We start from the raw sequence: 22,394 nt of genomic DNA on the forward strand, positions 1-22,394 counted from the left end.
TGCACGGGGGCCCGTCGACCCGCTCGGACAGCGGACATCAGCAGTGGTCGCGGCACCGTTCGTAGCGCCATGCCGAGGCGAGGTAGTGCTCCTCGGACGGAACGTCGGGCTGCGGCGGGCCGAGGCGGTTCGCCGCTTCCACGCAGCGCTCGTCGCGGTGGAGGGCGAGGCCGTGCACGGCGGCGATGCGGACCTGGCGGTCGGTGTCGTCCAGGAGCGCGGCCAGGGCGTCCGCGAGGACGGTATCGCGGTCCTTGCCTTCGCCGATGCTGAGGCAGGCGTTGAGCCGTACTGCCGGGTCCACGTCCGTCATCAGCACCAGTAGTGCCTCACGGACCTCATCGCGGAAGGCGGGCGATTCGGACCGCGTGCCGACTCCGCGTGCGACCGCGCTCCGTACGCGGGGATCGGGGTGGCCGGCGTGCGCCAGAAGCGCCGTGTCGGCGCGGGGGTCGGCGTGTTCCCCGAGGGCGACCAGTACCTCGATCAGGACGGCGAGGTCCTCCTCGCCGGCCGACCAGTCCGTGAAGATGTCCAGCGCCGGGCGCGCGAACGCGTCCTCGTCGCTGTCGTCGAAAAGATGTGTCAGTCGCAGTACCTGGGCACCGAACAGCCTGTGGGACGGCGCCGCATGCGTGCGGAGCGCGGCGGCCGCGGACCAGGTCTCCTGGTCGCGCCGGTTGGCCAGGAGAATGGTGGCTGTTCCCCACATGGCGTGGTCCTCGTCGTGGCCCAGCGCGCGTGCCATCAGTTCCTCGAACGCGGTGCGCACGCCGGCCAGCCGCTCCAGGTCGGTGAGGATCGCCCCGTGGCCGTCGCGGACGGTCATCCGGCCGAGAGTGAACTCGTCGACGCTGTAGTACTCGTCGTCCTCGACACGCGTACGGACGACGGCCTCCTGAGAACCCGTGCGGCGCCGCAGTTCGGCTTCCGCCCCCACCTCGTGCCAGTGGCGCGCGAGATCGCGCATCTGCGAGAACTCGGACGCGGGACACCGGCCCAGGATCCTGGGGTCCAGGAGCGCCTCGACCAACGCGGGCGAGCCTGATTCCACAGCTTCGCGCAGCGACAGCAACTCGCCCGGTCCGCACCGGTCAGGATCCGCGCCGTACTGGAGCAGCAGTGAGGCAAGGCCGCCGGCGTGCATCCGGACTGCCAGGCCGAATGCGGCGTCGAGCATGCCGGGTTCACGGTCCTCGTCGAGAAGGCGCTGCACGAGGGCGGTGTCTTTGGCCCGGACCGCGGACATCAGGGCGGAATCGCCGTCCGCCGCATCACTCGCACCGACACCTGTGACCACGATCCCCGTCGCCTCCCCTTCAGCTCGGGCAGTCTACGGCCGGTGGGGTGAGGCGTGGGCAAGGCCGCGGGGGAGTCGGGCAGCCCGGGTGGGGTGTTGCCGGTCGCTGCCTGCACCCCACCCGGGGCGTGGGCGCGGTCAGTCCTCGGGCCTGGCGGGTTCCAGGACGAACAGGGGGATGTCGCGTCGGGTTCCGGCGCGGTAGTCGACGAAGGGCGGGTAGGCGGCGTCCGCACGCTTCCACCACTGGGCCTTCTCCTCGCCGTGGAGTTCGCGGGCGACCATGTCCTGTTTGACGGCGCGGTCCTGTACCTCGACGAGGGGGTGTGCGAGCACGTTGCGGTACCAGGACGGGTGGGTGTGGGAGCCTCCGTTGGAGGCGGCCACGGCGTAGGAGCCCTGGTGCTCCACTCGCATTAGGGGCATCTTGCGTATCTTTCCCGACTTCGCGCCCTTGGTGGTCAGGATGATGACCGGCAGGTCGAGGAAGGTCCCGCCTTCCGCGCCGTCGGTGGCCTCGTACTGCGCGACCTGTTCGCGCACCCACTCGGTCGCGCTCGGCTCGTACTCGCCGTCAACGGGCATGGTGGTGCTCCTTGTTGTTCGTGGGGGAGGGGTCAGGCGGCGGAGTCGGCCAGAACGGCCCGGCCGGCGACGAGAGCCGTCGCCTGCTCGGCGACCCGTGTGCCGAGGTGTTCGGCGGTGGCGATGTCGGCCGCGTGGACGGTGTCGGTGCCGCCGTCCTGGGGGGTCTGGGCGCCCGCGCCGACCCAGAAGCCGAGGCGGTTGAGGTCGTGCTCGTCGGCGGTCAGGGCGTTCCAGCCGGGGGCGAGGCCGAGGCCCACCCAGATCATGTGGTGCTGGGCTGCGAAGGCGGCGAGGAAGTTGAGGGTATTGAGCTTGTCGCCGCTCTTGGACGCGGAGTTGGTGAAGCCGGCGGCGATCTTGTCCGCCCAGGTGTTGTTCAGGTACCTGCCGCTGCTGGCCTCGGCGAACGCGTGGAAGCCGGCGGAGGCGCCGCCCATGTAGGTCGGCGACCCGAAGATCACCGCGTCGGCGGTGTCGAGCTGCTGCCACTGCGCGTCGGTGATGCTGTCCACCGCGACGAGCGTCACGTGCGCGCCCGCCTTCTCGGCTCCGCGCCGTACCGCCTCGGCCAGGACGGCCGTGTGGCCGTATCCGGAGTGGAAGGCGACGGCGACGCGCGGCTGGGGGGTCGCGAGCTGGGACATGGAGGACTCCTTGGGAAACGGGTGGTGGGACACGGTATTTTTGTGGTCCAGGTGGACCACAATAACGTACCCCGGGTGTGCGGGAAGGTGGCACGGCTCACGCGGGGGGCCTGTGCTCGCGGTCGGCAGGGGGCATTGTGGTCTGGATGGACCACAATCGCGTAGGCTGCGGACATGGGCAGAAAAAGAGGCTTCGACGAGACCGTGGTCCTGGACGTCGTACGGGACCGCTTCTGGACGACCGGCTTCGCCGGCACGTCCACGTACGACCTCATGGATGCGACAGGGCTGGGCAAGGGCAGCATCTACAAGGCCTTCGGCAACAAGCGCGAGCTGTACGTGCGTGTCTTCGCCGACTACTGCCAGGGTCTGGTCGCTCAGGCCCGTGACCAGCTGCAGGACGGCCCCCGGGCCGTACTCTCCTCACCCGTGGCGCGACTGGAGCAGTACCTCGTCTCGATCGCCAGTGCCTTCGCCGCCGAGTCGCCCCACCGCGGGTGCTTCCTGACGAAGGCCACGGCGGACCTCGCCGGCGAGGACGAGAAGGTGGCGCAGGTCGCCCGCCGCGCGTTCGACGAGCTCGCCGGCATCTTCGCGGCGACGATCCGCGACGCCCAGACGGCGGGCGAAGTGGCCGACCACGCCGATGCCGACGCCCTGGGTTATGTGCTGCTGAGCGTCATCAGGGGCATCGATTCGATCGCCAAGGCGGGTGTCGACGCGGCGACACTGGAGCGGACGGCACGCTCCGCGGTGGCCCTCGTCCCCAGGGCCGGCGCCTCCCACGAGGCGGGCTGAATCGCCCCAGGCGCCTCCGGGCCGCGTGAGTGACCGCGGTGCACAAGGTACGCCTCCGGCACACCGCGGGGTGGCAGCCCGGTGAACGGGCGGTGTTGATGTCCCATGGCTGTCACGGTGGGGCAACCACCCATCTGCGAGGGCGGGGTGTCGGTGGGTCGCGACGCATGATGGTGCCGTAGGGGGACGGCCAAAGGGGGTTGTGAAGCGGTGGAATTCACGATTGAGCGGACGCTGAGAAAACGCGGGTCGTGGTGGTTGGCGTGGGGGCTGGCCCTGCTGGCGGGAGCGATTGTGTGGCTGGTTGCCTCTGGCAGTCCCGAGCCGGGTCAGGGACTTTTCGCGGCCCTGTCGGTGCCGGTCGCCGGTTACGGGTGGAGCGAACTGCGCAGGGCACGGCGGCCGTTCCGGCTGCGCATCGACGCGTTCGGGATCACGCTGCACGACGCCGTACTGCCCTGGGGGCAGATCAACGCGGTCTCCTTGTGGTACGAGCAGCCGGCGGACAGCGACACCACGCCCCCCAAGCCGCGGCTGCGGCTGTGGACGGCGCCGGGTGTGACGCTGCCGCGCAAACCGGACCGCGGCCGGAACGCCCTTGACCGCTACACGCTGCTGAACTGCGCGGACCTGGACCAGTATGTCGGGCACCTCAGGGACGCGCTCGCCGAGTACGCCGGCGACCGCTTCGAGACGGCGCCACGCGCGGTACGGCCGCCGATCCCGGTGACGGTTGCCGGACCCGAACTGAGCGTCCCCGGCGGGGAGCGGACCTTCACCGCCGACTTGGGCGACGGCCGACGGATGCGTGTCCGGACGATGTGGGCGCTGCTGTTCAGCGCGGTGTTCGTATCGGTGAACGTGTTGGTGATCCTCTTCCACGACCGGCTCGACAGCGATTCGGGCATCGGGATCCCCGTCACGGTGTCGATGCTCGGCACTGTCATCTGCTGGGGCCTGGTACGCGATTCCTACGTCCGCTGGCGCAAGCCGATGGAGCTGCGGATCGATGCCACCGGCATCGCCATGCGCGAGGTGGCCAACCCGGGGAACTTCTTCCGGTGGAGCGACGTAGCCACCGTGACGGTCGGGCGGCAGCCGTACAGCCTCGACCCCCGCCCCTGCCTGACGGTGTGGCCGCTGCCGGGCGCGCATGACTCCGACCACGCCCGGCACTTGATCGACGGTCACCGGGCCTACGTCCTTGACCGGATCGACAGGCTGCCGGGGGGCGCGGAGGCGGTGATCCCGGTGCTGCGGGCGTACGCGGGGGAGCGGTACGCCGAGACGGCATGACCGCCTCAGCGAGCGGACCCGTTCGTGCGCCGAGGGGACGGGCCGCCCTAGGTGCTGTTTCTCGGATCTCCTGACGTGATCATGCGGTCCCACGGAGGTCTCATGCGAGGGACGATGACGCGGTGAACAACACACTCAGTGCCGCATGGGCCTTCGAGGCCGAAGCAGCCGAGGCTGCCGACACTATCGGACGCGAACCAGGGCGCTCTTGGATCCCGCCCATCTTGGGCGTCCTGGTCGCTGCGGTCCGGCTCACCAGCCTGGCACGTCTCTATCCGTTCACCAGCCATAACAGATTCTGCCTGAGTGACGGCCCGCAGTGGTGGGCGGGGCAGGGAGAGATCGCTCCGGCCTTCGTTGCGCTGGATCCAGAGGCAGGGTTCACGGTCTGGAGGGGCAAGCCCTACGACGCCTCAGCGTCAATGACGATGACCACCAGCAAGCAAGAAGCAGCCGCAGCCGCCTTGGCGGAGCTACTGAGCGCCTGGCCGCATGCAGGACCGACGTCCTGACCCCACCCGGCCCACCCACAAACGATCGAACACATGGCGAAGTCAGACTGGATTACTAGGACGAGCAGATTGAGGCCCGAGTTCCGGATCAGGACGACGCGGTCGGCCGCGGAGACGGCGCGACGCCCGGTGTGTTCGCCGGCGTCGGCCGCCCTCACCCACGAAGCGGAACGGGTCGACGGGGTCAGCGGTGGTGGGAGAGTTCCAGGAGTTCGGCGAAGGTTCCGCCGGCGTGGACGAGGTCGTCGTAGCGTCCCTGTTCGGTGATCCGGCCGTGTTCCATCACGATGATGTGGTCGGCGATTTTGGTGTTCTCCAGACGGTGGGTGACGACGATCGTGATGCGGTCGCCGGCGATGGCTTTGATCTGCTCGAACATCCGGTGTTCGCCGCGGGGGTCCGTCTGGGAGGTCGGTTCGTCCAGGATCAGCAGGTCCGGGCGCCGGTACAGGGCGCGTGAGCAGGCGATGCGCTGCCATTGGCCCCCGGACAGTTCGGTGCCACCGAAGATGTCGCGGGCCAGGAGGGTGTCCAGGCCGGCGGGGAGGTCCTCGACGGTCTCGCGCAGCCCGACGGCGTCGACGGCCTGCCACACGGGGGTGTCGTCGTGGGTGCGGGGCTGGCCGAGGGTGATGTTCTCGCGGACCCGCAGCGGCCACTGGGCGAAGATCTGCGGCACCAGGCCGGTGTTGGCCCATACCGTGGCGGGGTCGATGTCGGCCAGGTCGGTACCGTTCCATGTGACCTTGCCCTTGTCCGGCAGGTAGATCCCGGTGAGCAGCCGGGTGAGCGTGGACTTTCCCGAGCCGTTCGCGCCGACGATCGCGAGGATCTGGCCGCGCCGCAGGGAAAGGGAGACACCGTCCACGGCGGGCTTGTCCTTGCCCGGGTACTGGTAGACGACCTCCTCCAGGCGGATCTCCTCGGTCGGCGCGGTGTGTGTGCGCCGGCCCCGCCTGGGGGCGCGGGCGGCGGCGTCGTCGAGGAAGGCCTGCAGGTCGCCCAGGTACAGGCTGGTGTGGAAGACCGCGGCGCCGTTGACGACCACCTGGGACAGCGCGGCGAGCGTGGTCTGCACGGCGATGACGGCGGTCGCCGCGACCGCGAGCTCGACGCGGCCGGACACGGCCAGCCATGCCAGCGCGCTCCAGGTCGCGACGAGGAAGACACCGCCTGCCAGCGCGGCGAGCAGGGCGATCCGCAGGGTACGCGGCGCGGCGGCCAGGGTGCGCCGGTCGCAGCGCTCGGACAGGGCCCGGTACCAGTAGGTGAGGTAGTCGGTCATCGAGTTGGCGCGGACCTCGTCCGCGTACTTCGACTCGGTCGCCCACCAGCGCGTCATGCCGCGCACGTGGCGGTCGGCGATGTTGGCGTAGTGGATCTCGTAGTCGACCCGGGCGGTCAGCACCGCGCCGACACCGGCCGGCAGTACCGCGAGCAGGAGCGGCGGCAGCATCAGCGGGTTCAGCACCGACAGCACGCCGCCGGCGGTGACCATACGGATCAGCGCGGACAGGAACCGCTGGGCGTCGCTCACCATGACGTGCGTGCGGAGCACCCCCATCTCGGCCGCCTCGTGCCGATCCGAGAAGCCGTCCTGCGCGTAGGCTGCCGCCTCCACCCGGCACACCGCCTCGACCAGCGCGCAGTCCGTCTCGGTGGTCAGCCGCGGAGTGATCCGCCGCTCGGCGTACGTGGCCACCGCTCCCGCCGAGCGGCCCAGCGCGGCTGCCAGCGCCACCACGAGCAGCGCTGGGAGGGCGTCGCGCAGCCGCTCGCCGGCGGTGCCGTGGCCGAGGACGGGTTCCATGGCGCGGGCGGTGGCGGCCAGCAGCACGGCGGCCGAGACACCGGTGACCGTCTGGCAGCCCAGCAGCAGTTGCACGGCGCGCCGGTCGGTCCGCCACGACAGCCGGGCGATGCGGCCCAGGACGGCCGGGATCTGCGCGCACATCCGCCGGAAGGAGACCTCGGCGAGCGGATTGACGGAGTACTGCCCGCTGTAGGTGATCTGCGCGGGAGGCGGCGGGGTGTGCTGCTGCGGGTTCGTGGCGGCCGAGGTCAACGTGGTTCTCCCCGAGGGTCGTCCGGCGTGGTCGTGAGGCCCAACGAGTCGGCCCGGGTGTCGAACTGGTGTGTTTCAGACGTTCCCTGAACCCGGACACGGGGCGCGTGTCGGAGGGTGGAGGATGCACCGATCCGTCTCCAGCAACAGGAGCACGGGGAACGAAGGTTGGCCGAATCGCCGACGGTGCCCCGCTCGCAGCTTTCGCCCCGTACCGACCCCGCGGGCCCGGTTTCCGGTGCGGCGAGGGTCCAGTCGGCTCACGCCCCGTAGTGATCCGGAGCAAGTCCGGGGCTGTAGCGTGCGAGCCATGACGCTGGGCACGGGGACGGAATACAGCTTCTCGGCACGTAAGTTGCTGGCCGAGGCGGGGGTGGATCCGGACGCTCTCCGGCTGGACCTGTACGAGCACGTCGACCGCGGTGTCGCGCTCGCGCTGGGCGGGTTCGACTCCGGGCGCGCCGAATTTGCCGAGGGCGCGGTCTGTCTCGCGTCGGACATTCTGCGGCGATGGTGCTGGCGCAGTTGGTGTCGGCGGACTCCGCACAGGACATCACCCCGGCCGTTCCCGCCCTGCTCGTGGCCGCCAACGATTCCTACGACCGGGTTGCCGGGCCCGCGGCCGTCGCTCTTGCTCGTCTCGGCCATCCAGGAGTGCTGGACCCGGTGCACCGGTGGCTGGCGGCAAGCAGCCGGCTCCCGTTCTTCTACGTGACGTCACTCGGGCAGGTCCTGCAGCCGCTGCTGACACGGGCCGACGAGTTGCTCCCCGGGATCCGTCGCGTCCTCGCCGGCTTCGTCCGTGGCGACGCACAGCCACCACGTCACGACGGCAGCACCCTTCTGCCCAACGGCATACGAAGATGGCACGGCGCGCAGAACGCGGCGTGGGCGCACTGGCGGATCACCGGTGGACCGGAGGTCTTCCTGGCATTCGCGCAGGACGCGGCAGCCAGGGGCCTGGGGTACGCAGACCTCGCCCGCCTGGCGGAGTTGGGGCCGCTGGCCACGCGATGCGCGACCGCGGTCCGGCCCCTGCTCCAGTCCCCGGGACCGTGGACCCGTGTCCAGGCCGCCCACGCCTGGTGGCGGATCACCGGCGACACCAGCGCCGCCGTGCCGGTCCTCCTGGCGGCCCTGGAACCTCTGAGGTCCGGTGACGCCGACGAGCCCTGCCGCGCGGCGGTCCGGTACGTCGCCCGGATCGGCGCACCGGCCTCCGCCGCGGCGCCGCTGCTCGAAGCGGCACTGTCGTCCGACCGGAGCTTCCCCGCGGATGTCTACCCCGCCGCCCGCGCGGCGCTGGCGGCCTTCAGCGACGGCCTCCGCCCTCAGCCGGGACGGTCTCGCCCAGAAACTTCCCCGCCCGAGCAGGCCACAGGCAGGGCCTGAGGACAGCCATCCGGCGAAGGCATGCCCCGGTGATGGCGCCGCGGTATCCGCACCGGCCTTCTCCCCGCCGACTACGCCGACCTGATTGCCTCACTGTTCGTACTTTTGGCCTCGGCCTGAGTTGCTTCCTGCCCACAGTGCGGAACGGACCGTTCCGTCCTTGATGTCCTGCTGGGGCAGTTGAAGGCCGAGTGCGTCGTCCAGGGCGTGGAAGTACAGGTCGAATGTGTCGATCAGTTCTGGGTGGTCGAGTTCGGCGCGGCGTATGGCCTGGTTGAGGAAGTCGAGCTGGCCGCCCCGGTAGTAGGGCGCGCGGCCTTCCTTGTACCAGATCAGTTCCAGCATCCCCCAGCCGTCGTCGAGGCTGCGGCCGTCGCGTGTGTAGTAAAAGCTGTAGATGCCCTTCCCCATTGTGGCGCTCAACTCCACGGTCTCTGTGACTCCGAGCCGGGAGAGAGCCGCATGGTCGGCCCGGATGCCCGGTGGCGTCTCGTGATACATCAGGAACGCCCAGTCGCCCGCCTGCCCGAAGCAGCAGGACTCCCAGGCAATGTCCCCGTGATCACGGCCGGAGGCTTCCATCGCGCGCAGGTCCGACAAGCGCATCCCGGTAGCGATCTGTTCCGGGTCGGCTCCATGCAGCAGGGCGATCTGTTCGGCGCTGACGTCCTTGCCGCGGAAGAAGGCAAGGTGGGTGTAGGGGTCCTGGTCGCGCCAGGTGTCGGCGATCCAGGCGAGGCGTTCCAGCGGGTCACGTCCGCACGGCTGCGCCGTCCGCGTGCCGTCGATGCCGCCGCTGCGGAACCTCCTTCCCCACGCGGGGTCGATTCGGTCCATCATCTCGGCCTGCTCGGTGACGAGATTGGTCGCCAGCCCCAGAGTGGAGGAGCGGGTACGGTCCACGAGCCGAGTGACCGCTTCTTCGGCGGCGAAGTACAGCACCTGGTCGAGTTCCCGGGTGGTGAAAACCGACGCATAGGGGCCGTGGTGGCCGTGCACCGCGCCGTCTTCGTCCAGGACGAGGAAGAGGCCATCGGGATCGCTGACGCGCTGCGGGTACTGGCCGGGTGATGTGCCGGTAGGCGGGAACATGGCGTCATCGAGAAGCTCAGAGCCTGCGGCTATCTCATGCCAGGCCCGTTTGAGTGCGTCCTCCGTGATCTGCATGGGCGTCAGTATGCGGCCGTGCACTGACATCGCTCCGCCGAGGATGCCCCGGGGTTGCGTCTTCGGAAGTGGTGTACGGGTTCCCACCTGATCCGCGTGGTTGTCCCGGCGTCGGGGTGAAGGTCCGGATACAGAGACGGTCACCGGCCGATCTTCGAGATGTCCACGGCTCGAAGGAGTTCAGGGTTGGTCGGGGAGCCAGCCCTGTTGGACTGCGCGGGTGCCGGCTTGGAAGCGGCTACGGGCGTTGAGTCGTTCCATGAGGTCCGTTGCTATGCGTCGCGCGGTGCGTGGTGAGACGCCGAGGCGTTTGGCGATGGCTACGTCTGTGTGGCCGTCCGCAAGCAGCTGCAGCGTCGCGGCTTCCTGCGCGGTCAGTCCCTTCCCGTCGCGGAGGGGACGCGTGCCCAGTGGCTGGGCGGTGGTCCAGGTGCTGTCGAACAGTGCGCACAGGGCGGTGACGGTGCCTTGTCCGGTGAGGACGACGGCGCCGCCTGCGGTGTTGTCGGTGTCGACGGCGATGACAGCACGGGTGCGGTCGGTGATGATGATGCGGCAGGGCAGGGCCGCAGCGGTTCTGACCTCGCCACCGTTCTCGGTCAGCCAGATGAGGTAGTCCATCGTGGGCTGGTGGTTGCGGATGCTGTCGAGGTAGATCGTGCGCATGCGGATTCCGCGGGCCAGCAGGTCCTCGTTGAGGGGTTTGGCCGCGTTGATGGCCTGCTGTGACTGGGCACCACCGGTGGCGAAGGTCATGACCTCGCTGGTGAGTTCCCGGGTCAGGGAGGCCAGACGGTCGCGTATCTGGTCCAGTCCGAGCAGCTGCTCAACCCCGGAGGGTGGGGTTCCGGGACGCAGGTCGGCGCATTCGGCGATGAGCTGGGCGGCCGCTGCACGGGATGCTTGGACGCGCTGCTGCTGCGCGGCCAAGTCGGCTTGCTGTCTGGCCATGAGGACTTCCATGCCGAGCTCGGGCGGGAGAGCGCGCAGGCTACCGGCGTGGTCGTAGGAGGGCCGGACGAGGGCGAGTTCGCTCAGGGTGTCGAGAGCGCCGCGCACTTGTGCCTCCGGTAGGCCCAGGTGACCACTCAAAGCGGCCACGCCGTCGTCGGGGCGGGCGAGCATGGCCCGGTAGACGCTTCCGCGGCGGAGTCGAGCCCCAGCGCCGTGAGCATGAACAAAACCCCCTGATGCGACGTGCGGCCCGCGTGGCAGCCGTGATCCTCGCAGGCCCGGTGCGCTTGCGTGAGGAGTTCACGGGAACTGTTCCGGTGGACCGTTCCGGCCATTGCCCGAACAGTCCAGGTTGCCCAACTGGTGGCGTTTCCACGTCAGTTGCCAGGATCCCGGGCATGTATCTCGTGCATGCCCGGCTCAGGGCTCCCCAGCAGGCCGTGCTGCCTGCGGACATGGCCGCCTGGATGCGGGCACATACGCAGACCCGGGACAGGGTCGAGCACATCGTCGCGCACCCCGCCGCCCAGCCGTATCCGGTGCTGGGCCTGTACCTGCTCGCCGACCGGCTGGAGCATGCCGAGGTCCGCGCTGCCGAGGTGTGCCGCCGTGTGCTTCGCGCCCGCGCCGAGCTGGCCGGCTGGGACCTCGTCGATGCCCGCGCACCGATGATCGCACCGTTCTACGAGGTGCTGCTGGCCCCACCGACCGCCCTGGACTGATCCGTCCAGGGCCGATTCCGTCCAGCCAATGCACCTTCCACCACTGCTGACCTGCGACGAAGCTAGTACCCGCCGGCAGGGAACCGCCGGTACGGCAGCCGGACCACGCGTCAACCGCGGGACGCGACATCCGGAGACAGCCCCTGACACCCATCTATCAGGACAGGACGGGACACCCGTGATTCTCTGCCAGATCGTGAAGGCCGCCGTTGTCACCGCCGTCATCGTCGGCTCGACCGCCCTGCTGCCCGCTGCGCAAACCGCCACCCTTCCCGGCGCCACCAGCACAGCCGCACGCAGCGCCGTCTGGGACCACGTCGCTGCTGCGACAACGGACGACATGATCTGGGACTGACTTCGCCCGCCCTGCCCCCTGCCCCCCTGCCCGCTGCGCGAGCGACCGCCCCTCCTGCTGGCATCAGCACGGCTGCCCGCGGCGCCGTCCGGGGCAGCGTCGCTGCTGCGAGGGCCGGCGAATTGATCTGGGACCCAGCTCTGCCGGTTCTCGGCCCCGACCGCTTCCCTTCCCGCTTGAAAAGGACTTCCGCCATGTCGATGAACACGATGCCGCTCCGTGTGGCTACCGCCACCCTTGGCCTGGCCCTGGGTTTGGGCGTGCTGGTTGCCCTGCCGTCGTCGGCCGCGCACGCCGCCTCCAGCGTCGGTGGGACCATCACCCGCTCCGAGGTCCTGTCCAGAGCCCAGTACTGGGCTGACCACGGATACACCTACGACCAGGGCAGTTCCGCTCCGGACCCGCAGGGGCGCGGCTACCGCAAGGACTGCTCCGGGCTGGTCTCGATGACCTGGCATCTGTCGAGCAGCCAGAGCACTGCTTCTTTTCCCGGCTCGGGCCTGATCACCTACCTGTCCACTCTCGACCAGCTGCAGCCCGGTGACGCCGTACTGCGGTCGGGCCACATGGAACTGTTCGCCAAGTGGAAGAACCCCTCCGATCACGGCCAGGGCGCGTACGTCTACTCCTTCAACCAGGACGGTGAGACCGTCCGGAACCCCTACACCAACTCCAATTTCGGCAACCTCGGCTTCGACACCTGGTCCGAACTGACCACCTACGACCCCATCCGCTACAAGAACATCAGCAACTCCGGTGACCGCGGCGACTTCGACGGCGACGGCGACCCCGACGTCATCGGTCGCAACAGCTCCACCGGCGACCTGCTCCTGTACCGCGGAACCGGCACCGGCGCCTTCAACTCCGGGTCCACCACCATCGGCAACAACTGGTCCGCGTTCAACGCCATCGTGCGGCCCGGAGACTTCGACGGCGACGGCAACGCCGACGTCATCGGTCGCAACAGCTCCACCGGTGACCTGTTCCTGTACCGCGGAACCGGTGCCGGCGGTTTCAAGTCCGGGTCCACCAACATCGGCAACAACTGGTCCGGTCTGGACAACATCACCGCACCCGGGGACTTCGACGGCGACGGCGACAACGACCTCATCGCCCGCAACAAGACCACCAACGAGCTGCTGCTCTACAAGGGCAACGGCGCCGGCGGCTTCGCCGGCAGCTCCGTCATCGGCACCAGCTGGGGCGGATTCAACCTGATCATGTCTCCCGGAGACTTCGACGGCGACGGTAACCCCGACGTCATCGGTCGCAACAGCTCGACCGGTGACCTGTTCCTGTACCGCGGAACCGGTGCCGGCGGTTTCAAGTCCGGGTCCACCAACATCGGCAACAACTGGTCCGGCTTGGACCTCATCTTCAGCGTCGGCGACTTCGACGGCGACGGGGACAACGACCTCATCGCCCGCAACAGCACCACCAAGGATCTGGTTCTCTACCGCGGCAGCGGCGCCGGAGGGTTCGCCGGCAGCTCGGTCATCGGCACCAGCTGGGGTAACTTCTCGTACCTGTTCTGAGAACCGCTCCGTTGCCCGGGCCGGTTCCCACCCGGCGCCCCTTCCGCTCACCGGATCAACGGATCGCCCCCGCGCAACCGCGCCAGGAACGATGAAGGGCTCGCCCCTGGGCCGCTTGCGGCCCAGGGGCGAGCCCTTCTGTACGGGCCCATGCCTCACGGCGTGGGCCCTGTCGGGTTTTCCAGCGGCTGTGGGCGCTCGGGGATGACGTGCCGGGCCGATCGAGCCCGCTGTCGACCGCGTGATACCCCCCCCACGAGTCGAACGTGACGTGATCGTGGTCGGGGGTTCCGGCTGGCGCCCCGCTCGCCCGTCCGCCTGGGGGCTGGTCGCGCTCGGGTTCCGGTATGACACCTCGCGGGCCGGGGACGTGGAGGAGTCGTGATGCTTCGCGGGCAGGACTACGTGTTCACGTGGTGCCGCCCGTCGGCAAGGTATGCCTACCGTTGCGGTGATCCGGCGCCGGGCGTAGCCGCAGCGACACACCCCTGAGCGGACCCTGGCGCCCGCATTCCGCGGAAAGCAATCGGACCGTACATACCTGTCTCGGCTCACCGCGTCGGCAGTCCTGCCCAGCGCCGACGGGCGTGGGTGTGGAAGAGGGAAACCGTGGCGAACGTAAGTTCTGATCGACCCCAATCAGTCTCCGCCAGTTCTGTTGCGGCAGTCTTCCCCTGCAACGGGGAGACGGTGCGCCCCGCCGGAACCGACAGCCGACCACGGCGGTGGCGGCTGCGCCTCCGGGGGACCGACCCGGCGCAGGCGGTGACGTCGATGCCTACCGTCCAAGCACTCCCGTGGCGGCTGTGGCCAGTGCTTGCCGGTGCCATCATTTTGGCCTGCACAGTAATCATGGCCCCGTCCGCGGGCGGTGGAGTTCCCTGGTCGGACTACTCCGTGTTCGCGCCCTTGGTGGCCGCGGCCCTGCTGCCCGCCAGGCGCACCCGCTTCGCGGCCGGCGTCACCCTGGCCGTGAGCGCCGCGGCGATCGCTGTCGACCGAGCCGGCGGTCTGCTGCACTCGCCCCCTTTGCTCATCCATTTCGGCACATTGGTGGCGGTGGCACTCCTCGTCGTGAGCGCTCGGGAGCGGCAGCACCGGAGCATCTGGCAGTTCCACCAGGTATGGGCGGTGTCCGAGGCGGCTCAGCGGGTGCTGCTCCGACCGCTGTGCGGGCGGCTGGGCCCCTTGCGCGTTGCCTCTGCGTACCGGGCCTCCACGGCCTACGCGATGGTGGGCGGGGACCTGTACGCCGCCGCCCGGGCTGGGTGCACGACCCGGTTCCTGATCGGAGATGTTCGGGGCAAGGGCCTGCCGGCGATCGCGGACGCCTCCGCGCTCCTGGGTGCCTTTCGGGAGGCCGCCCACCAGCACGGCACTCTTTCGGAACTGGCTGCCGCCCTGGAGAACAGCGTCCGCAGGCATCTGGCTCAGGAGGCCGACGTGGACCCGGAGGGCTGGGAGCGCTTCGTGACCGCCCTCCTGGTCGAGATCCCCGACAAAGACCATGCCCTGAAGGTCATCAGCTGCGGCCATCCGGCACCGCTGCTGCATCACAACGGTCAGGTCACCGTGCTGCACACTTCTCGACCCGCACCACCGCTCGGCCTGTCCGGGACAAGGCCGGACGACTACCACATGGACACTTTCGGGTTCGACGCAGGCGACACCCTGCTGCTCTACACCGACGGCCTCATCGAAGCCCGAAATGTCGCCGGTTGCTTCTACCCGGTCCTCGATCGGGCCGCCGCCTGGACCTGGGAATGTCCCAATACTCTGCTGCAGCAGGTCAACCAGGACCTGGACATCCACACGGGCAAGCACTTGCGCGACGACCTCGCCTTGGTGGCTGTTCAGCACACCTCCGGTCGACCAGCGGCCTGACCACCGCCGACCCCGCGAAGGGCAGGAGCGATGCCGTGCGGTAGCCCCTCTGGGGACTCGGCCCACGGTGGGGGGGGGAGAGAGAGCGCGCAGGTGAGGTAGTGCAGCGGGTGTCAGCTCAACGGCCTTGCCACGAGGATCAGACCGACGGCCAGGCCCGCAGTGCCTCGGCGATCCTGTTCGCGGTGCAGGCGGGATCGAGGAGGAGGTCCCGCAGGGCGACCGCATCGTGATGAGAGGGCTTGACGGAGATCCCGGAAGCTTCGAGGTACATCACACCCGTGGCCGCGGCGACCGCAAGATTGGACCGCTCCAGCCACCGGCACCGACCCAAGGTGTGCACCAGTGCGGCAGCTCGCGCGTAGGGGCCGTCGTAGACCGACCGCTCCATCAACTCGGCCTGGTGCCGGGCGCACGCCGCCACAGGGACGCCGTAGTCGTCAGGAGCCGGATCGCCGGCTCCCGCGAGCTCGGCCACCTGCAGGATCCACGGGACATCGATGTGCAGGTCCATTACGCGGCGTCCACCCGCGCCCCACCCTGACCCTGCTCGGCCTCGTCAAAGACTGCTTGGTGCTCGGCGAGGAATCGCTCCGCCGCGCCCATGGCGCGGGCCCGCAGACCGCTGGCGTCCTCCAGGACGAGCTGGGCGAGATAGTCGCCGACGGACAGACCGCGATCCGCCGCCCGCTTCCGGGCGATCTCCGCGACCTCGTCGTCGACGCGTGCTCCGAGCTGTGTCTTGGCCATATCGGCATGGTAACAGCTGTTACCATGTTCGGCGAGAGCTGCGAACCAAGACCAGGAGCCGACACCCCTGCCCTACCGCTTCGCCCCCACCGGGCCACGCCCCGCGCGGGCACCCCGGCATTCAGCAGATGCTCCCCACGGCGCACTCGGCGGCCTGGCGCAACGGGTCCGTACTTGACGCGCGGACGGCTCGTCCGCCGGCGGCACACGGAATACGGCGTAGCGAGGACCGGCTGTGAGGTCCGGTGGGAGCCCGTACGAAGCGCGCTCCGACGTGTTCCGCTTGCCGGAAGCGGAAGGTCAGCGGTCGGTGATCCCGAGATCCCGGCGCATCTGGTCGCGGAGGGCTTCGAGGCGGGGCCACAGGTCGCGCAGGCGATCCCTCAGCTCCGCGCGGCCGCCTTCGGGCTGCTCTCCCGCCCCGCTCAGGCCCTTGGCCAGGCCGTGGGCGGCGCGCAGCGACCCGTTGACGGCTCCGAGCAGGCCGAGGACCTCATCAGAGACGATCATGTGTGCCTCGGCGTGCTGCACCACGTAGTGACGCCACCTCTCCTCCATGTCCGTGAGCGTGTCGGGAGTGACGGAACCTGTGGCCTCCATGTCGTGGGAGCAGTCGGACAACGCGTCCCGCAGACTGCGTGCCGCCGCGTTCAGCCGGGTGTACGCTGCGCGCCGCTCCTCGAGCATGCGGCTGTCCCACTCATGACGCCGATCCTCGGCGCGATGCCGATCGACCCGCTGCTGCTCCTGCCCCAGGGCACGTTCTGCACCACGCTGCGACAGGCGCACCGATGCCAGCGAGACCGCGCCTCCGATCAGGGCAGCCACGATGGTCAACAGCGCCGCACCCACGCCCCGCTCCTTTTCCCGGCTGTTCCTGTCAGCCTGGTCCTTCCTGACGACGCGCAAACAAGGAAGCCGCCCTCGGCTCCGGCACGCCGGCCTGCCGTGCACTCCCCTCGAACGCTCCTGCCGGAGCCCCCTGTTCGGTCCTGCGATCAGGCGGTGCGCCGGCATGCGGATGCGGGCGGCGTCGACGGCACGGACTCCTCCCGCGCTTACCGGACCGAGCGGGATCAGGCGCAAGTGGAGTTCACGGATTCCGGTAGCCGACTGGCATGTCAGGTGAGGGCAGTTGTGTTTTCCTGCGGCGTCAAGGGGATTTCTCGTATGATTTGTGCGGATCACATCTTCATCGGGGGCGATGTTGGAAGCCAGGCTGATCGTCGATTGCTCCGACGCGGGGGCGGGTGCAGCACAGCTCGGTGAGCTGGCTGAGTGGCTGCGGTTCGAGCGAGAACTGCGTGGTCGGGTCCGACTGGAACGCGCTGAGATCCCCAGTGACCGAATGGGCGGGCTTCCCGAAGCCCTGGTCGTGGCTCTCTCCTCGGGTGGGGCCGTGGCGGTACTGGCCCAGGCAGCCGTTGAGTGGGTGCGGCATCGGACCAGTGACGTGACGCTGAAGGTGGTCAGAGCAAGCGGAGACAGCTTCGAGGTGAGCGTCCAGCGGGCCTCCTCTCCCGATGCACTGGTCACGGACCTCGTCACGTTCCTGCAGCAGGAGCAGCAGGGTGCGGTCCTCGATGAGACGTCCTGACAGCGCGCGGTCACGCGTCGTCCTGATCGGCACCGCCGACTACCCGGCCGACGTCTCGCTGCCCGATCTGCCCTCGGTACTGAACAACCTGACGGACATCGTGAGTGCGCTGAGCACCGCGGCTCGCGGCTGGTTCACCCCGGAGACCTGCGAGGTCATCAGCAACCCGGGCACAGCCTCCGAACTGGGCCAGCGCCTGGCTCTGCTCGCTCCTCAAGCGGAAGATCTCCTGTTCGTCTACTACGCCGGCCATGGTCTGCTCGACAGCCGTGGGAATTTGTACCTGGGGCTGTCCCACACCCGCAGGGATCTGCTGCGCTACACGGCCATGCCGTTCGACGGTGTGAGGGAGATCGTCTCCGACAGCCCCGCGCGCAATCGTGTCGTTGTACTCGACTGCTGTTTCTCCGGACGCGCCATCGACGTGATGGCCCCCGATGACGTGGTGATGGACCAGACACAGATCACCGGCACCTTCACTCTCACGGCCACTGCGAGCGGGGTGACCGCGCTTGCGCCCGAAGGGGAGCGGAACACTGCCTTCACTGCAGAGCTGCTGAGACTCCTCACCAAGGGAGATCCACGGGCACCCGAGCAGTTGACACTGGATCATGTCTACCGGTCCCTGTATCGGGGACTGCGCAGTCGAGGTCTGCCGGAACCGCGTCGACAGGGCACGGACACCGTCGAGGATCTCATCCTCGCCCGAAACATCGGCTACCGCCCGCCTTCGGACGAGAGCCGCCGCGGCACCGCCGACAGCGAAGTCCGGGGCTCGTCCCGGTTGCTTGTCGAGGACGCTGAAAGGCTGGGGCGCAGCGGCGACCCGGAGGCTGCGGCCCAGCGGTACGACCAGGTCGCCCACCTTCTTGCCCAGCTCTACGGCGCCGCATCGCAGGATGCGCGAAATGCGGAAGTCAGCCGCGACCACTGGGCACGACAGGTCAGGCAATCGTCCGGATCAGCGCGGAGAAGGCCGGCCTCCCGTGCCCCGGCCAATGGCAGGGCGATAGGCATCGACTTCGGCGCCACCAACTCCGCTGTCTGCCTGCTGGAGCGTGGCGAGCCCACCGTCATCACCAACGCCGAGGGTGCCAGGACCACGCCGTCCATCGTTGCCTTCGCGGAGAACGGCGAGGTGCTCGTCGGCGAGGTCGCCAAGCGTCAGGCGATGATCAACGTCGACAGGACCGTACGATCGGTCAAGCGCCACATGGGCACCGACTGGCGGATCAACCTCGACGGCAAGGACTTCAACCCGCAGCAGATATCCGCCTTCATCCTGCAGAAGCTGAAGCGTGACGCCGAGGCCTACCTCGGTGAGAAGGTGACCGACGCGGTCATCACCGTCCCCGCCCATTTCAACGACTCCGAACGCCAGGCCACCAAGGAGGCCGGCGAGATCGCGGGCCTCAACGTCCTGCGCATCATCAACGAGCCCACCGCCGCCGCCCTGGCCTACGGCTTGGACCATGACGACCAGACCATCCTCGTCTTCGACTTGGGCGGCGGCACCTTCGACGTGTCCTTGCTCGAGATCGGCGAAGGCGTGGTGGAGGTGAAGGCCACCAGCGGCGACAGGCGACTGGGCGGCGACGACTGGGACCAGCGCATCGTGGACCATCTCGTCAAGCGATTCAAGAGCGGCTACGGGCTGGACCTGGCCCGGGACAAGAAAGCAATGCAGCGACTGTTCGAGGCCGCCGAGAAGGCGAAGATCGAGCTGTCCTCGTCCACCGAGACTTCGATCAATCTGCCCTACATCACCGCATCCACCAAGGGCCCGCTGCACCTGGACGAGCGCCTCACCCGCGCCCAGTTCCAGCAGCTGTCCGCGGACCTGCTCGAGCGCTGCAAGATCCCGTTCCACAACGTCATCAACGACGCGGGCATCCAGCTCTCCGAGATCGACCACGTCGTCCTCGTCGGTGGCTCCACCCGCATGCCCGCGGTCACCGACCTGATCAAGCAACTGACCGGCGGGTGGGACGCCAATAGGGGAGTGAACCCGGACGAGGTCGTGGCCATCGGCGCCGCGCTCCAGGCCGGTGTGCTCAAGGGCGAAGTCCAGGACGTGCTGCTGCTTGACGTCACCCCGCTGTCCCTCGGTATCGAGACCAAGGGCGGCATCATGACCAAGCTGATCGAGCGCAACACCACGATCCCGACGAAGCGTTCGGAGATCTTCACCACGGCCGAGGACAACCAGCCGTCGGTGCAGATCCAGGTCTACCAGGGTGAGCGCGAGATCGCCGCGTACAACAAGAAGCTCGGTGTGTTCGAACTGACCGGCCTGCCTCCGGTCGCCCGAGGCGTGCCACAGATCGAGGTTACTTTTGACATCGATCCCAACGGCATCATGCGCGTCACGGCAAAGGACCTCAGCACCGGCAGGGAGCAGAAGGTGACCGTCACCGGTGGCTCGGCGCTGCCGAAGGACGACATCGACCGCATGATGCGCGAGGCCGAGCAGTATGCCGACGAGGACTACAAGCGCCGCGAGTCCGCCGAGACCCGCAACCAGGCCGAGCAACTGGCCTATCAGACCGAGAAGTTCCTCAAGGACAACAGGGACAGGGTCCCCAGTGATGTCAGGACCCGGGTCGAGGCCGCCGTCGCGGACCTGAAGGAGAAGCTGAAGGGCAAGGGCTCCGCCGCCATCCGCGAGGCCACCGAAAAGGTCTCTGCCGCCTCGCTCGAGTTGAGCCGAGTGATGGACAGCCGACGCCGTGACGCCAACTGAGCGAGCACCCCGGATCACCGAACGATCTACAGTCCCGAGCCGGGATCACGTGCGGCCGACTTCACCGCCGCAACGAACGCAAAGCCGAACACTTCCTCGCGTTCCGTCGACGCGTGAGGTGGTGTCGAAGACGGAATCGCCAAACCAGGTCCGCTATTGGGGCGGAGTGGTCAATATCAGATGGAAATGACTATTAGTTAACATTTTTTCCGATCTCAAGGCATATTGGCCAAAGGGGCGTAGGGTGCTAGCCGGGTCGAGGAACGTTCGATCCGAGGGAGTTCCCCATGAGTAACAGCAGGCACAGCGCCTGGCGCGCGACGGGACTCGCCACCGCATTCGCCACGGCAGCCGCAATCCTCTCCATCACGCCGGCTCACGCCTCCACCGCAGACCTGTCCGCCTGGGTCAGCGACGGTTGGGGCGGCGGAACCATCACCAGCCAGCCCGCCGGAATCAATTGCCACCAGGCGGCGTGGGACCCGTACGCGACCAACGAGTCCCAGCCGTACCCGACCGGCACCTGTACGGCCAGCTTCGAGATTGGCACCACTGTCACCTTCACGGCCGTGCCCGACCCGGGGTCGTCCATCAACTTCGGCCCCGACCCGAACCCCGTGACGGTGCACGCAGGCTACAACTGCACGTGGGTCATGTTCTGTCCGAACGACGGCCTCTGCTCCGCAGGTTAGAGCGACTCAGGCCCACGTCCGTTCGCACTCCTACGACAACGAGAAGAGTCCCCCGTCGCCTTCGGCGACGGGGGACCGCGCGCAAGCAGAGTGGGCGATGTCCCAGTTGTCGAGCGGTTCCTGGCGGGACGATCTCCCGTTCTGAGGCATGACCCGGTTGGTGTGCCGCGTTCGGTGTCGGACCGGCACGGCCTTCGTGCCGGGTGTGGGTGTTTCAGTTCAGCGTCTGGCTGCTACGGCTGCCGCGGCCACCGTGAGGATGCGGTGCAGGACGGGGACCGGGATCGCCGGGTTGGTGACCGCTGCGCTTGCCGTGTCGCGGTCGTGCAGCAGTCCGGCCAGGACGCGGGCCGGCAGCCGCGGATTGCGTACCGCTGCGCTGCGGACAGAGCCGTCCGGGTCGTTCAGCAGTCGCACCGCATCGGCCGCTGACACCCGGGGGTCCTCAGCTGCGCGGCGGCGCACCTCGGCTTCGGGATCCCGGGCCAGCCGGGCGACGTCGGCCGGCGTCGACTCGGGATCGTCCAGGGCCAGGCGGCGCATCCGCCCGCTGGGGTCGGCGATGTGGCGCAGCAGGCCGGTGCGGGGGAAGTTGGGGTGGCTGCGGGGCCGGCCGGGGTGGCTGAAGCTGCCGTCCCACCAGCGCCAGACCTCCAGCAGCATGTCGGCCGGCGCGTCCTCGCACGATTCGGCGAGGAACAGGCGGACCACGCGGTCCTCGTCTTGCGCCAGGCGCGCCACGACATCCGGCGGGAGGTGCCGGGCTCGTGCCACGCTGCGGCGGACCAGCGGGTGGGAGGACGCGGCGAGGCGGCGCATCGCGTCGGCGTCACCGTGCAGGTCTTCGACCCAAGGCAGGGTCCGCGACATCAACGTCGGGTCGAAGTCGTGGCGTAGCGAGGCACGTTGCTTCTCGGTGAGGTCGGGGCGCAGCGCCACCACGGAGCGGATGTCGTCCCTGGGGTCCTGTGCCAGCACGGCGACGCCGTGTGTGCTCAGGCCCGGGTTGGCGGCCAGCGCCCTGCGTACCTCCGCGTCCGTGTCCCGGACCAGCTCTGCCTCCAGTTCGGGCGCGAGGCGGCACCGTTCGAGCGCGCGCTGCGGGTCGGGCAGGGTGGCGAAAACGTTGCGAGGGATCGGTATCCCGGTGTGGTGGGCGAGCAGCGCGGCCGTTCGCACCACGGATTCGGTGTCGGCCAGCAGCCGCTCCCGCAGCGGCGCAGCCAGGTCCTGCCACCGGGCACAGGCCGCGGCCCGCACCCGGGGATCGGTGTCGGCCGCCAGGCGGGGAGGTGCCGTGCGGGGAGCCCCGGGAGTTCGGCGGCTTGCGCGCGGGACGGGCCGGCCAGGAGGTCGTCGTACAGGTCCTCGGGGAGTTCGGCGCCCCAGATGCCGGCGTG

At 69.0% G+C, this 22,394-nt stretch carries 20 protein-coding genes and 2 pseudogenes; 12 read left to right on the forward strand and 10 right to left on the reverse strand.

Features of this window, described 5'->3' with window-relative positions; all coding sequences use genetic code 11:
- Positions 1–37: 37 nt before the first annotated feature.
- The 3 genes from ACIP9H_RS32540 to ACIP9H_RS32550 form a co-directional block, all read right to left on the reverse strand.
- Positions 38–1,249: a HEAT repeat domain-containing protein gene (locus ACIP9H_RS32540; RefSeq protein WP_401596405.1), complete on the reverse strand. Its 1,212-nt coding sequence runs from the start codon at positions 1,247–1,249 to the stop codon at positions 38–40.
- 189 nt (positions 1,250–1,438) lie between these two features.
- Positions 1,439–1,885 carry a nitroreductase family deazaflavin-dependent oxidoreductase gene (locus ACIP9H_RS32545; protein WP_401596402.1) on the reverse strand — a complete coding sequence of 149 codons (447 nt, stop codon included), beginning with the start codon at positions 1,883–1,885 and terminating at the stop codon, positions 1,439–1,441.
- A gap of 32 nt (positions 1,886–1,917) precedes the next feature.
- Positions 1,918–2,532 carry a flavodoxin family protein gene (locus tag ACIP9H_RS32550; RefSeq protein WP_401596399.1) on the reverse strand — a complete coding sequence of 205 codons (615 nt, stop codon included), beginning with the start codon at positions 2,530–2,532 and terminating at the stop codon, positions 1,918–1,920.
- A 174-nt stretch (positions 2,533–2,706) separates the two neighbouring features.
- On the opposite strand from ACIP9H_RS32550, the gene ACIP9H_RS32555 reads away from it, so the two are divergent.
- From ACIP9H_RS32555 to ACIP9H_RS32565, 3 genes are all read left to right on the forward strand, one after another.
- The gene (locus ACIP9H_RS32555) at positions 2,707–3,330 is read left to right on the forward strand and encodes a TetR/AcrR family transcriptional regulator (RefSeq protein ID WP_401596396.1); all 624 of its coding nucleotides are present in this window, start codon (positions 2,707–2,709) and stop codon (positions 3,328–3,330) included.
- A gap of 210 nt (positions 3,331–3,540) precedes the next feature.
- The gene (locus ACIP9H_RS32560) at positions 3,541–4,626 is read left to right on the forward strand and encodes a hypothetical protein (RefSeq protein ID WP_401596393.1); all 1,086 of its coding nucleotides are present in this window, start codon (positions 3,541–3,543) and stop codon (positions 4,624–4,626) included.
- A 122-nt stretch (positions 4,627–4,748) separates the two neighbouring features.
- Positions 4,749–5,138, forward strand: coding sequence for a hypothetical protein (locus ACIP9H_RS32565; RefSeq protein ID WP_401596391.1), 390 nt, complete (start codon positions 4,749–4,751; stop codon positions 5,136–5,138).
- Between the two features lie 184 nt (positions 5,139–5,322).
- On the opposite strand, the gene ACIP9H_RS32570 is transcribed toward ACIP9H_RS32565, so the two are convergent.
- Positions 5,323–7,203: an ATP-binding cassette domain-containing protein gene (locus ACIP9H_RS32570; RefSeq protein ID WP_401596389.1), complete on the reverse strand. Its 1,881-nt coding sequence runs from the start codon at positions 7,201–7,203 to the stop codon at positions 5,323–5,325.
- A 510-nt stretch (positions 7,204–7,713) separates the two neighbouring features.
- Between ACIP9H_RS32570 and ACIP9H_RS32575 the strand changes: the two genes are divergently transcribed.
- The gene (locus ACIP9H_RS32575) at positions 7,714–8,595 is read left to right on the forward strand and encodes a hypothetical protein (protein ID WP_401596387.1); all 882 of its coding nucleotides are present in this window, start codon (positions 7,714–7,716) and stop codon (positions 8,593–8,595) included.
- A gap of 90 nt (positions 8,596–8,685) precedes the next feature.
- Here the strand turns inward: ACIP9H_RS32575 and ACIP9H_RS32580 are convergent, their stop codons facing one another.
- Positions 8,686–9,762: a hypothetical protein gene (locus ACIP9H_RS32580; protein ID WP_401596384.1), complete on the reverse strand. Its 1,077-nt coding sequence runs from the start codon at positions 9,760–9,762 to the stop codon at positions 8,686–8,688.
- A gap of 180 nt (positions 9,763–9,942) precedes the next feature.
- Positions 9,943–10,821: a LuxR C-terminal-related transcriptional regulator gene (locus ACIP9H_RS32585; protein WP_401596382.1), complete on the reverse strand. Its 879-nt coding sequence runs from the start codon at positions 10,819–10,821 to the stop codon at positions 9,943–9,945.
- A gap of 293 nt (positions 10,822–11,114) precedes the next feature.
- Here ACIP9H_RS32585 and ACIP9H_RS32590 point away from each other — a divergent pair, with 293 nt between their 5' ends.
- The 4 genes from ACIP9H_RS32590 (at position 11,115) to ACIP9H_RS32605 (ending at position 15,212) form a co-directional block, all read left to right on the forward strand.
- A complete protein-coding gene (locus ACIP9H_RS32590) occupies positions 11,115–11,438 on the forward strand; it encodes a hypothetical protein (RefSeq protein WP_401596379.1) in 324 nt (107 codons plus the stop codon).
- Between the two features lie 178 nt (positions 11,439–11,616).
- On the forward strand, positions 11,617–11,793 hold the full coding sequence (locus ACIP9H_RS32595) for a hypothetical protein (protein ID WP_401596376.1): 177 nt from the start codon (positions 11,617–11,619) through the stop codon (positions 11,791–11,793).
- Between the two features lie 194 nt (positions 11,794–11,987).
- Positions 11,988–13,328 carry an FG-GAP repeat domain-containing protein gene (locus ACIP9H_RS32600; protein ID WP_401962417.1) on the forward strand — a complete coding sequence of 447 codons (1,341 nt, stop codon included), beginning with the start codon at positions 11,988–11,990 and terminating at the stop codon, positions 13,326–13,328.
- 852 nt (positions 13,329–14,180) lie between these two features.
- Positions 14,181–15,212 carry a PP2C family protein-serine/threonine phosphatase gene (locus tag ACIP9H_RS32605; protein WP_401596370.1) on the forward strand — a complete coding sequence of 344 codons (1,032 nt, stop codon included), beginning with the start codon at positions 14,181–14,183 and terminating at the stop codon, positions 15,210–15,212.
- Between the two features lie 139 nt (positions 15,213–15,351).
- Here the strand turns inward: ACIP9H_RS32605 and ACIP9H_RS32610 are convergent, their stop codons facing one another.
- The 3 genes from ACIP9H_RS32610 to ACIP9H_RS32620 all read right to left on the reverse strand — a co-directional run bounded on the left by ACIP9H_RS32610 (position 15,352) and on the right by ACIP9H_RS32620 (position 16,814).
- Positions 15,352–15,726, reverse strand: coding sequence for a fic family toxin-antitoxin system, toxin component (locus tag ACIP9H_RS32610; protein WP_401596367.1), 375 nt, complete (start codon positions 15,724–15,726; stop codon positions 15,352–15,354).
- Positions 15,726–15,962, reverse strand: a complete 237-nt coding sequence (locus tag ACIP9H_RS32615; RefSeq protein WP_401596364.1) for a hypothetical protein — start codon at positions 15,960–15,962, stop codon at positions 15,726–15,728. The genes ACIP9H_RS32610 and ACIP9H_RS32615 overlap by 1 nt, the downstream gene beginning before the upstream one ends.
- 300 nt (positions 15,963–16,262) lie before the next feature.
- Positions 16,263–16,814 (reverse strand): hypothetical protein, encoded by a 552-nt coding sequence (locus ACIP9H_RS32620; protein WP_401596361.1) that lies wholly within the window; start codon positions 16,812–16,814, stop codon positions 16,263–16,265.
- 352 nt (positions 16,815–17,166) lie between these two features.
- On the opposite strand from ACIP9H_RS32620, the gene ACIP9H_RS32625 reads away from it, so the two are divergent.
- The 4 genes and pseudogenes from ACIP9H_RS32625 (at position 17,167) to ACIP9H_RS32640 (ending at position 20,994) form a co-directional block, all read left to right on the forward strand.
- Positions 17,167–17,559: a hypothetical protein gene (locus ACIP9H_RS32625; protein WP_401596359.1), complete on the forward strand. Its 393-nt coding sequence runs from the start codon at positions 17,167–17,169 to the stop codon at positions 17,557–17,559.
- Positions 17,546–18,181, forward strand: a pseudogene (locus tag ACIP9H_RS32630) (caspase domain-containing protein); the annotation flags it as partial. The gene ACIP9H_RS32625 and the pseudogene ACIP9H_RS32630, both read left to right, overlap by 14 nt.
- Positions 18,182–18,568: 387 nt before the next feature.
- Positions 18,569–20,275: pseudogene (gene dnaK / locus ACIP9H_RS32635) on the forward strand (molecular chaperone DnaK); the annotation flags it as partial.
- A gap of 314 nt (positions 20,276–20,589) precedes the next feature.
- On the forward strand, positions 20,590–20,994 hold the full coding sequence (locus ACIP9H_RS32640; protein WP_401596356.1) for a hypothetical protein: 405 nt from the start codon (positions 20,590–20,592) through the stop codon (positions 20,992–20,994).
- A 219-nt stretch (positions 20,995–21,213) separates the two neighbouring features.
- On the opposite strand, the gene ACIP9H_RS32645 is transcribed toward ACIP9H_RS32640, so the two are convergent.
- Positions 21,214–22,176, reverse strand: coding sequence for a hypothetical protein (locus tag ACIP9H_RS32645; RefSeq protein ID WP_401962422.1), 963 nt, complete (start codon positions 22,174–22,176; stop codon positions 21,214–21,216).
- Positions 22,177–22,394 lie beyond the last annotated feature (218 nt).

This window comes from Streptomyces sp. NPDC088732 (assembly GCF_044751205.1).
Lineage (GTDB): Bacteria > Actinomycetota > Actinomycetes > Streptomycetales > Streptomycetaceae > Actinacidiphila.

Excerpts from the sequence above, each read along its gene's own strand:
- ACIP9H_RS32625 (WP_401596359.1), top strand. The coding sequence starts at position 17,167 with ATGTTGGAAGCCAGGCTGATCGTCGATTGCTCCGACGCGGGGGCGGGT.
- ACIP9H_RS32640 (WP_401596356.1), top strand. The coding sequence starts at position 20,590 with ATGAGTAACAGCAGGCACAGCGCCTGGCGCGCGACGGGACTCGCCACC.
- ACIP9H_RS32590 (WP_401596379.1), top strand. The coding sequence starts at position 11,115 with ATGTATCTCGTGCATGCCCGGCTCAGGGCTCCCCAGCAGGCCGTGCTG.
- ACIP9H_RS32610 (WP_401596367.1), bottom strand. The coding sequence starts at position 15,726 with ATGGACCTGCACATCGATGTCCCGTGGATCCTGCAGGTGGCCGAGCTC.
- ACIP9H_RS32600 (WP_401962417.1), top strand. The coding sequence starts at position 11,988 with ATGTCGATGAACACGATGCCGCTCCGTGTGGCTACCGCCACCCTTGGC.
- ACIP9H_RS32545 (WP_401596402.1), bottom strand. The coding sequence starts at position 1,885 with ATGCCCGTTGACGGCGAGTACGAGCCGAGCGCGACCGAGTGGGTGCGC.
- ACIP9H_RS32555 (WP_401596396.1), top strand. The coding sequence starts at position 2,707 with ATGGGCAGAAAAAGAGGCTTCGACGAGACCGTGGTCCTGGACGTCGTA.
- ACIP9H_RS32575 (WP_401596387.1), top strand. The coding sequence starts at position 7,714 with ATGGTGCTGGCGCAGTTGGTGTCGGCGGACTCCGCACAGGACATCACC.
- ACIP9H_RS32540 (WP_401596405.1), bottom strand. The coding sequence starts at position 1,249 with ATGTCCGCGGTCCGGGCCAAAGACACCGCCCTCGTGCAGCGCCTTCTC.
- ACIP9H_RS32550 (WP_401596399.1), bottom strand. The coding sequence starts at position 2,532 with ATGTCCCAGCTCGCGACCCCCCAGCCGCGCGTCGCCGTCGCCTTCCAC.
- ACIP9H_RS32580 (WP_401596384.1), bottom strand. The coding sequence starts at position 9,762 with ATGCAGATCACGGAGGACGCACTCAAACGGGCCTGGCATGAGATAGCC.
- ACIP9H_RS32615 (WP_401596364.1), bottom strand. The coding sequence starts at position 15,962 with ATGGCCAAGACACAGCTCGGAGCACGCGTCGACGACGAGGTCGCGGAG.
- ACIP9H_RS32605 (WP_401596370.1), top strand. The coding sequence starts at position 14,181 with ATGGCCCCGTCCGCGGGCGGTGGAGTTCCCTGGTCGGACTACTCCGTG.